Below are 6,633 nucleotides of genomic sequence, written 5' to 3' on the forward strand. Positions count from 1 at the left end.
CTTCGACGCGATCGACGACGGCGAGCCGATCGAGGTCCGGGGCGGCCAGGTCCTGGCTCGCGGGAGCGTCGTCACCCAGGGCGTCGTGCAGGAGCCGGAGCAGGTCCGCGCGGCGAACGAGAAGTCCCGGGCCGACATCGGTGAGGCACTCGAGGCGTTCGCGCGGAACACGATCGAGCACATGCTCGAGGAGCAGGAGCTGCTGTCCGGCCGGATCGAGCTGCCGCGCTTCGACACCGACTTCCGCGACCGGCCCGTGCTGATCGTGGTGCGCGGGGTGGACCACGAGTCCGATCTGCAGGCGCTGCGGCCCTACATCCGCGACGTGAAGCCCGTCCTCGTCGGTGTCGACGGAGGGGCCAACGCCATCCTCGAGGCCGGTTTCGCACCGGACATGATCGTCGGCGACATGGACTCCGCGCAGGAGCGGACGCTGCGCTGCGGCGCCGAGCTCGTCGTGCACGCCTACCCGGACGGCCGGGCGCCCGGCCGGGACCATCTCGAGAGCCTCGGCCTCGCCCACAAGGTCGTGCCCGCTCCGGGGACCAGCCAGGACATCGCGATGCTGATCGCCGCCGAGAAGGGCGCGGAGCTGATCGTGAGCGTCGGGGCGCAGCTCAACCTCATGGAGTTCCTCGACAAGAACCGGCGGGGGATGAGCTCGACGTTCCTCACGCGCCTGCGCCTCGGGGAGATCATCGTCGACGCCAAGGGCGTGAGCCGGCTGTACCGGCCCCTGCCTCGCGCCGCCCCGATCGGGCTGGTGCTCGCCACCGGCCTGGTCACCCTCGCCGCGGTCGTGCTCCTGACACCAGGGCTGCGCGAAGTGGCCGACCTGCTCTGGCTGAAGCTCCGCGTCCTGCTCGGGTACGAGCTTTGAGACCTCGGTTCCGCGAGCGGTCCCGGTAGCCTGCGCCGCCTGTCGTGTTCGACTTCCGCTACCACGCGCTCTCGCTCGTCGCCGTCTTCGTGGCCCTGCTCATCGGGCTGCTGCTCGGCGTGGCGATCGGCGATCAGGGCCTGGTCTCCAGCGCCGAGCGCGATCTGCGCGCGCTGTTGCGCTCGGACGTCCGCGACGCCAACAAGCGGTCCGACGACCTGCGCGAGCAGGTGGCGGAGAGCAACCGGTTCGCCCAGGAGGCCTATCAGCCGCTCGTCGCCGACCGGCTGAACGGCGGCCGGGTCGCCCTGATCTTCCTCGGACCGGGCTCGGACGACATCGCGGAGAACGTCCGGAACGCCCTCGTCGGGACGGGTGCGAAGCTCGTGGCCGTCGGCGTCCTGCGGGAGCCACTGGACACCGGAGAGCTGGCCGGGGCCGCCGACGGGACCCGCTACGAGCGGCTCACCGCGGGCGACGAGGACCTCGCCAACGGGCTCGGTGTCCGGGTCGGGGTGCAGCTCGTGTCGGGCGGCAAGCTGATCGGCGAGCTCCGCGAGGCGCTCTTCAAGACCCTCAACGGGGAGATCGGCGACGTCACCTCCGTGGTGCTCGTCCGCCGCTCGCCGGACCTGGAGGGAGCCGCGGCGACCACCCGGGACGCCTTCGAGGACGGCCTGGTGACCGGGATCCGCCGAAGCGGTGCGCGCGTCGTCGGCGCCGAGGCATCCGACGCCGACCCGTCGCAGATCTCGTGGTTCGAGAAGCGGGACCTGTCGAGCGTCGACGCCATCGACCGCATCGAGGGCCGGGCCGGGCTCGTGCTCGCGCTCGCCGGCGCTCAAGGCACGTTCGGCATCAAGGACTCGGCCGAGGCGCTGCTGCCCGACGTGGTGGGGCCCGGACAGTGACGCTCATCCGCGACCGTTCGCTGGGCGAGCTGCTCGACGCCGCCTTCGCCCTGTACCGCAGCCATCTGAAGCTGTTCCTGCTGCTCGCCGCCGGGGTCGTCGTCCCGGTGGACCTGGTCGTCAGCGGGATCGGGCTCGGTCAGCTCACCGCCGGCTACGAGGAGAACCCGACCGTCGCGGAGGCGCTGCTGCCGGCCGCCGTCTCGGCGGTCATCACCGTGCCGCTCATCACCGCCATGCAGGTCCGCGCGATCCTCGCGATCGAGCGGGGGGAGCAGCCCACGGTCGGGCAGGCGGTCCGCGAGGGACTCGACGTGTTCGCGCCGGTGCTGGCCGTGGTGATCATGGTCGGCCTCGCGGTGTTCGCCGGCTTCCTGGCGCTCATCGTCCCCGGGATCATCCTCCTGGCGCACCTCTCGGTGTCCGCGCAGGCGGTCGTCGTCGAGAACCGGCGCGGGACGGACGCCCTGCGGCGCTCCTGGAACCTCGTCCGGGGGAACGCCTGGTGGGTGCTCGCGGTGATCGTCGTCATCAACCTGCTGGCGGGCGTGCTCGGGGCGCTGGTGACGCTGCCGGCGGCCTCCGCTGCGCAGAGCGCCGACAGCGCCCTGATCCTGCTCATCGCCACGATGATCGTGGAGCCGTTCACCCTGTCGTTCCAGGCGCTCGCCACCACGATCCTCTTCTTCACGCTGCTCGCGCGGAGCGAGAGCGGGCTGCACGCGTCGAGTCCCGTAGCGAGGGGCGGAGAGGAACGTGACGCGATCGGGCGTCTTGCCGGGACACCGGCTGGTCCGGCGGACCGGCCTGGCGACCACGAGCCCGCTGCGGACCGGGCTGCCGACCACGAGCCCGCCGGCCCGCCCGCCGACTGGGAGCCACCCGCCAGCGCGCCGCCCGGCTGGGAACCGCCCCGCCCCGGACGCTGACCGCCGGACGACCCGCGTCGTCCGTGGCGCCCGCTAGGTTGCCCACCCGTGCCGCAAGACGCCCTGCCGTTCGTGATCACCGTCGCCGTCGCGGCGCTGATCGGGGCCCCGCTGCTCCGCGGCCTGGCCGACGGAGGCTTCACGGTCACCAACTACCGGGGCGTCGCCCTGCCGTGTCCGCTCGGGCTGCTGATCCCCGCCGCCGTGACCATCGCGTTCGTGCCGCTGGCCCTGCTGCAGGTGCTCGGCGTCGACGATGCGCTCGGCGTGGCGGGCGTCGGCTTCGTGCTCGGGGTCGTCGCGCTGGGCCTGGCCGACGACGCCTACTCGGGGGCCTCGCGCGGCTGGCGCGGCCACGCCGCCGCGGTGCGCGAGGGGCGGTTCTCGACAGGGGCGCTCAAGGCGGTCGGCATCGGCGGCCTCGCGCTGTTCGCCACGGCGCGGCCGCCCGGCGACGAGCTCGACTGGCTGCTCAGCGCACTCGTGCTCGTGCTGTGCACGAACCTCTTCAACCTGCTGGACCTCCGCCCGGGCCGCGCGGTGAAGGCCTACGCGCTGGTGGTCGCCGGGTGCGCCGTGGTCGCCTGGGACGCGGATCTCTTCTGGGGGCTCGGCGCGTGGACGGCGGCCTTCCTCGTCTGCGGGGCCTTCGACCTGCGCGAGCAGGGGATGCTCGGGGACACGGGCTCCAACGCGATCGGCGCGGTCGCCGGGCTCTGGCTGGTCGGCACGATCGACTCGAACCTCGGCCTCGGCATCGCCGCCATCGTCCTGCTCGCCGTCACCGCCTACGGCGAATTCCGCTCAATTTCCGCGTTCGTCGAACGCACTCCAGGACTCCGTCACCTAGACTCGCTCGGGAGAGTGCACCGTGCCTGAACAGAACACCAAGACCCGGTACATCTTCGTCACCGGAGGCGTCGTGTCGTCCCTGGGGAAGGGGATCGCCGCCGCCTCGATCGGCCGGATCCTGGTGTCCCGGGGCCTCACCGTCGGCCTGCAGAAGTTCGATCCGTACATCAACGTCGACCCCGGCACGATGTCGCCGTACCAGCACGGCGAGGTCTTCGTGACCGAGGACGGGGCCGAGACGGACCTCGATCTCGGGCACTACGAGCGGTTCACCGACTCCAACACCTCCCGGGCCTCGAACGTCACCGCCGGCGGGATCTACAACTCGGTGATCAAGCGCGAGCGCCGCGGCGACTACCTCGGTGGGACGGTCCAGGTCGTCCCGCACATCACCGACGAGATCAAGAACCGCATCAAGCTGATCGCCGAGACCTCCGACGTCGACGTGGTCATCACGGAGATCGGTGGCACGGTCGGCGACATCGAGTCGCTGCCCTTCCTCGAGGCGATCCGCCAGTTCCCGGTCGACGTCGGGCGCCGCAACTGCCTGTTCCTGCACCTCACGCTGGTGCCCTACATCGGGCACGCGGGCGAGCTGAAGACCAAGCCGACCCAGCACTCGGTCAACGAGCTGCGTCGCATCGGCATCCAGCCCGACATGCTGCTGTGCCGGTCGGAGTCCGAGCTGTCGCTCGACATCCGCAAGAAGATCGCCCTCTTTGCCTCGCTGCCCGTGGAGGCCATCGTCTCCGCCAAGGACGTGAAGGACATCTACGAGGTGCCGCTCTGGTACCACGAGCAGGCGGTCGACCAGTTCATCCTCGACGAGCTCGGGCTCGAGGCCCCGCGCGAGGCGGACCTGGGCGAGTGGGAGACCGTCGTGCAGCGGGCTCGCGAGGCGAGCCAGCCGGTGCGGATCGCCCTGGTCGGCAAGTACGTCCAGCTCGAGGACGCGTACCTGTCCGTCTGCGAGGCGCTGCGCCACGCCGGCATCCACCACGGCGGGAAGATCGAGCTCGAGTGGGTGGACTCCGAGACGCTGACGAGCGACGAGGTCGCTCGCGAGCGCCTGGGCGAGCAGGACGGCATCCTGGTGCCGGGAGGCTTCGGCGGCCGCGGCGTGGAGGGCAAGATCCGCGCTGCGCGGGTCGCCCGCGAGCAGAACATCCCGTACCTGGGCATCTGCCTCGGCATGCAGATCGCCGTCGCCGAGTTCGCCCGGCACGTCGCGAGCATGCCGGGTGCGAACTCGACGGAGTTCGACATCGAGACGGAGTGGCCGGTGATCGATCTGCTGCCGGAGCAGAAGGAGGTCGCGGACCTCGGCGGCACGATGCGGCTCGGCGCCGACCCCGTGAAGCTCCACGAGGGCACCCGTGCGCGTGAGCTGTACGGCGAGGCCGTCGTCTACGAGCGTCACCGGCACCGTTACGAGGTGTCGATCAGCCTGCGCAAGCGGCTGGAGGCGGCGGGGCTGATCGTGTCCGGCACCTCGCCGGACGAGCGTCTCGTGGAGGTCATCGAGCTCGCGGACCATCCGTTCTTCGTCGCCAGCCAGTACCACCCGGAGTTCAAGTCCCGGCCGGAGCGTCCGGCGCCGTTGTTCCGCGAGTTCGTGGGTGCGGCGATGGGCCGGGCGGTCGCCACGCATCCCGACGGTGACGTGCAGGCCTCGCGCGGCGACGCCGCGCGCTCGCACTGACCCGGCGCGGTGCGACCCGCGACGGAGGTCGAGCGGCGACGCCTCCACGAGGTGTTCGCGGAGCTGTGCGCGATCCGCTCGGTCTCCGGTGAGGAGCGGGCGATGGCCGATCGGGTCATCGCCGAGCTCCGTTCCCTCGGTCTGGCGGTGCAGGAGGACGGCAGCGCCGCCCTCACCGGGTTGGGCAGCGGCAACCTGCTCGCCAGGATCCCGGCACCCCGGACTCGGGCCGACCTGCCGCCGCTGCTGCTCTGCGCCCACCTGGACACGGTGCCGCACGACGGTGTCGTCGAGCCGGTCCACGAGGACGGAGGCTGGGTCAGCGCCGGCGACACGATCCTGGGAGCGGACAACAAGGCGGCGGTCGCGGTCCTGCTGGTGCTCGCGCGCCGGTTGGCGCTCGAGGGCAGCCCGGTCGGGGTCGAGCTCCTCTTCACCCCGGGTGAGGAGACCGCGCTGGCCGGCGCGTCCGCGCTGGAGGTCGGCTCGCTCGAGAGCGCCTACGGGTACGTGTTCGACCACGCGTCCCCGATCGGCGAGATCGCGCTGGCGTCACCGACCTACTACCGGATCCAGGCCGACTTCCTGGGCGCCGCCGCACACGCCGGCATCCGACCGGAGACCGGGCGCAGCGCGGTGCGCGCCGCCGCCCGCGCGATCGTCGCGATGCCCCATGGCCGGCTCGACGCTCAGACCACGGCGAACGTCGGTCACGTCCACGGCGGCCCTCCCGGCGCGACCAACGTCGTGCCCGAGCGCGCCACGGTGCTCGCCGAGGTGCGGTCGCTGGACCCGCAGCGGGCCGAGGCGGTCGTCGCGCAGGTCGTCGACGTGCTGCACGATGCCGCCAACGACCCGGACGGAGCGGTCGACGTCGACATCACGGTCGCCCGGTTGTTCGAGGGCTACCGCCAGGACCCCGACGAGCTCGCGGTCCGGGTCGCGGAGGACGCGCTGCGCAGGTGCGGCTACGAGCCGCGCCACATCGTCACGGGGGGCGGTACGGACGCCAACGCGCTGATGGCCCTCGGTGGGCCTGCGACCGTCAACCTCGCCAACGGCACCGAGCGCAACCACGAGCGCACCGAGCGCGTCAGCGACGACGCGCTCGAGGGCATGCTCGACGTGTCGCTGGCGCTCCTGCTCGCGGCCGCGGACGCGGCCTCCGTGCCGTCTTCGTGACGCCTGGCTGACGACAAAGCGCCGATTCGAGGGCATGCGCCGTCGCGGGCGCCGCGCCGTGGTTGCCTGGCGGCATGTGGCTCGGAATCCTCACCCCCGGCGCGCACCCGTGCCGCCCCGTCCCGGCGCCCGGCGTGGCGACGCTCTACTGCTGGAACGACATCGCGCGGATGAGGA

The 6,633-nt window shown here is 72.0% G+C and carries 6 protein-coding genes; all 6 read left to right on the forward strand.

Going from position 1 to position 6,633, the window contains the following annotated elements; all coding sequences use genetic code 11:
* Positions 1 to 880: putative cytokinetic ring protein SteA (gene steA / locus ABYE80_RS15375; RefSeq protein WP_372791171.1), on the forward strand; the 880-nt coding region annotated here is incomplete at its 5' end.
* 44 nt (positions 881 to 924) lie between these two features.
* On the forward strand, positions 925 to 1,791 hold the full coding sequence (locus ABYE80_RS15380; protein ID WP_372791172.1) for a copper transporter: 867 nt from the start codon (positions 925 to 927) through the stop codon (positions 1,789 to 1,791).
* Positions 1,788 to 2,720: a hypothetical protein gene (locus ABYE80_RS15385; protein WP_372791173.1), complete on the forward strand. Its 933-nt coding sequence runs from the start codon at positions 1,788 to 1,790 to the stop codon at positions 2,718 to 2,720. Before ABYE80_RS15380 ends, ABYE80_RS15385 begins: the two co-directional genes overlap by 4 nt.
* 48 nt (positions 2,721 to 2,768) lie before the next feature.
* Positions 2,769 to 3,599 carry a hypothetical protein gene (locus ABYE80_RS15390; protein ID WP_372791174.1) on the forward strand — a complete coding sequence of 277 codons (831 nt, stop codon included), beginning with the start codon at positions 2,769 to 2,771 and terminating at the stop codon, positions 3,597 to 3,599.
* Entirely contained in the window at positions 3,592 to 5,274 is a 1,683-nt protein-coding gene (locus ABYE80_RS15395) for a CTP synthase (protein WP_372791176.1), read from the forward strand. Before ABYE80_RS15390 ends, ABYE80_RS15395 begins: the two co-directional genes overlap by 8 nt.
* A 9-nt stretch (positions 5,275 to 5,283) precedes the next feature.
* Positions 5,284 to 6,456, forward strand: a complete 1,173-nt coding sequence (locus ABYE80_RS15400) for a M20/M25/M40 family metallo-hydrolase (RefSeq protein WP_372791177.1) — start codon at positions 5,284 to 5,286, stop codon at positions 6,454 to 6,456.
* Positions 6,457 to 6,633: the final 177 nt, after the last annotated feature.

It is taken from the genome of Paraconexibacter sp. (genome assembly GCF_041602235.1).
Lineage (GTDB): Bacteria > Actinomycetota > Thermoleophilia > Solirubrobacterales > Solirubrobacteraceae > Paraconexibacter.